2 protein-coding genes are annotated in these 2,399 nt (G+C 69.5%); both read right to left on the bottom strand.

All coding sequences use genetic code 11. The features are described 5' to 3' along the window. A partial coding sequence (locus D3H34_RS31820; protein ID WP_205736852.1) for a chorismate-binding protein occupies positions 1 to 1,090 on the bottom strand: 1,090 nt, incomplete at its 3' end. A 214-nt stretch (positions 1,091 to 1,304) separates the two neighbouring features. Beyond that, positions 1,305 to 2,399: quinolinate synthase NadA (gene nadA / locus D3H34_RS31815; protein ID WP_119558781.1), on the bottom strand; the 1,095-nt coding region annotated here is incomplete at its 5' end.

Genomic DNA, 2,399 nt, shown 5'->3' with positions numbered 1-2,399 from the left:
CGCCCGCCGTGATGCCGCTGCCTATGCCGCAGACGGCCTGCGCGCCGCGCAGCACCACTGTGCGTATCGGCACGTTGAAGGTCGCATGCATGCCGCCGTCGCCGGCCGGCCGCACCACGCCCAGCGCGCCGCAGTAGACGCCGCGCGCCCGGGGTTCGAGCGCATGGATCATCTGCATCGCCGCGACCTTGGGCGCGCCCGTGATCGAGCCGCAGGGAAACAGCGCGGCGAACACATCCGCCAGGCGCGTGTCCGGCCGCGTCACGGCCTGCACGTCGGACGTCATCTGCCAGACGCTGGGCAGGGCCTGCGTGTGGAACAGCCGCGGCACCTTGACGCTGAACGGCCGGGCAATGCGCGACAGGTCGTTGCGCAGCAGGTCGACGACCATCACGTTCTCGGCGCGCTCCTTGGGCGCGCTGCGCAGACCTTCGGCCAGCGCCGCATCCTGCGCGGGCGTGGCGCCGCGCGGCGCCGTGCCTTTCATCGGCCGCGCGAGAATGCGCTCGCCGTCCCAGTCGAAGAACAGCTCGGGCGACACCGACAGCACCTGCTCTTCACCGGTATCGAGGCAGGCCGCATAGCCGCCGGGCTGGGCGCGCAGCAGCGCGTCGAACAGGGCTTGGGGCGAGCCCTGCAGCAGTTCGCCCTGCAGCGGCGCCGTGTAGTTCACTTGATAGAACGCGCCGTTCGCAATGGCTTCATGGATCTGCGCCATCGCCGTGTCGAAATCCGCGCGCGTGAGCGTGCTGTGCCAGTCGACACGCGCCGCTTCGCCGGCCGGCGGCGGCGCTTCGTCGCCTTCATCCCAGGGCAAGGCCTCCGCATAGGCCGCAAACCAGGCCAGCGGGCCGTCGGCCGCATGGGTCACGAGCGCCGGGTCGAACGCCGCCGCGGCCTCGTAGCGCAAGAAGCCCACGCACCAGGCGCCGGCGCGCGCGGCGTCCTCGACCGCGTCGAGCACGGCGCGCACTTCGTGCGGCGCGCTGGCCACCCAGACCTGGTGCGGCCGGCCGAAACGCCGCCGCAGGCGTGCTTCAGGGGCGTCGGGCGCGCCCTGCGGCAAGGTGAAATCAATCCGAGTGTCCATGGTCCAAAACGCTTACCGCGCCTGTAAAACCGGCGCGATCCGCCATCAAGCCGGCATTATCCAACCCCCGCTCGCACCGTCAACAAGTCCATGCCACTGGGGTGCCCCAGGTCAGGGACACCGAGCAAGGGCCGCCCCGCAGCGATGGTGTCGTCCCCCTCCACCGAAGGTTGAGAGGGGGAAGCGGCGTTAGCCGCTCAGGGGGTGCTTCGTATCAGGCTGCGCCGAGATGCGGCACCAAGCCCGCAATGGGCGCGCCGCTCTTGAGCGCCGCGGTGAACGCCAGCATGCGGTCTATGGGCTGGCGCGCGCGCGGGATCAGCGCCGGATCGACATGGATCGCATTGCGCCCGGTCTCGAGGATGTCGACCACCCCGGCCAGGCCGTTCATCGCCATCCAGGGGCAGTGGGCGCAGCTCTTGCAGGTCGCGCTGTTGCCGGCCGTCGGCGCTTCGATGAAGCGCTTGTGCGGAAACAGCGTGCGCAGCTTGTGCAGCATGCCGTTGTCGGTGGCGACGATGAATTCGTTCGCATCCATGTCGCGCGCGGCGTTCAGGATGCCCGAAGTCGAGCCCACGGCATCGGCCAGCGCGACCACATCGGCCGGGCTTTCGGGGTGCACCAGCACCTTGGCATGCGGATGCTCGCGCTTGAGCGCTTCGAGCTCGAAGGCCTTGAATTCGTCGTGCACGATGCAGGCGCCGTTCCACATCACCATGTCGGCGCCGGTCTCGCGCTGGATATAGCCGCCCAGGTGGCGGTCGGGTGCCCAGAGGATCTTCTGGCCGTCGGCCTTGAGCGCGCGCACGATGTCGAGCGCGCAGCTCGAAGTCACGACCCAGTCGGCGCGCGCCTTCACGGCGGCGCTGGTGTTCGCATAGACCACGACCGTGCGGTCGGGATGCTGGTCGCAGAACGCGCTGAATGCGTCCACGGGGCAGCCCAGGTCCAGCGAGCAGGTCGCGTCCAGATCGGGCATCAGCACGGTCTTCTCGGGCGACAGCATCTTGGAGGTTTCGCCCATGAACTTCACGCCCGACACCACCAGCGTCTGCGCCGCGTGGTCGCGGCCGAAGCGCGCCATTTCGAGCGAATCGCTGACCAGGCCGCCGGTTTCCTCGGCCAGGTCCTGCAGGTCGGGGTGCACGTAGAAGTGCGACACCATGACCGCGTTCTTTTCCTTGAGCAGTGCGCGAATGCGGTCCTTGAGCGCCGCGCGTTCGGCGGGCGCGGGCTCGGCCGGCACGCGCGCCCAGGCATGGCGCGTGGCGCAAACCCCGCCAACACTGAGCGGCTGCTCGTATTCCAC

This window comes from Acidovorax cavernicola (assembly GCF_003581445.1).
Note: the sequence above shows the minus strand (reverse complement) of the source record. Positions and strands in the feature narration are given on the sequence as shown.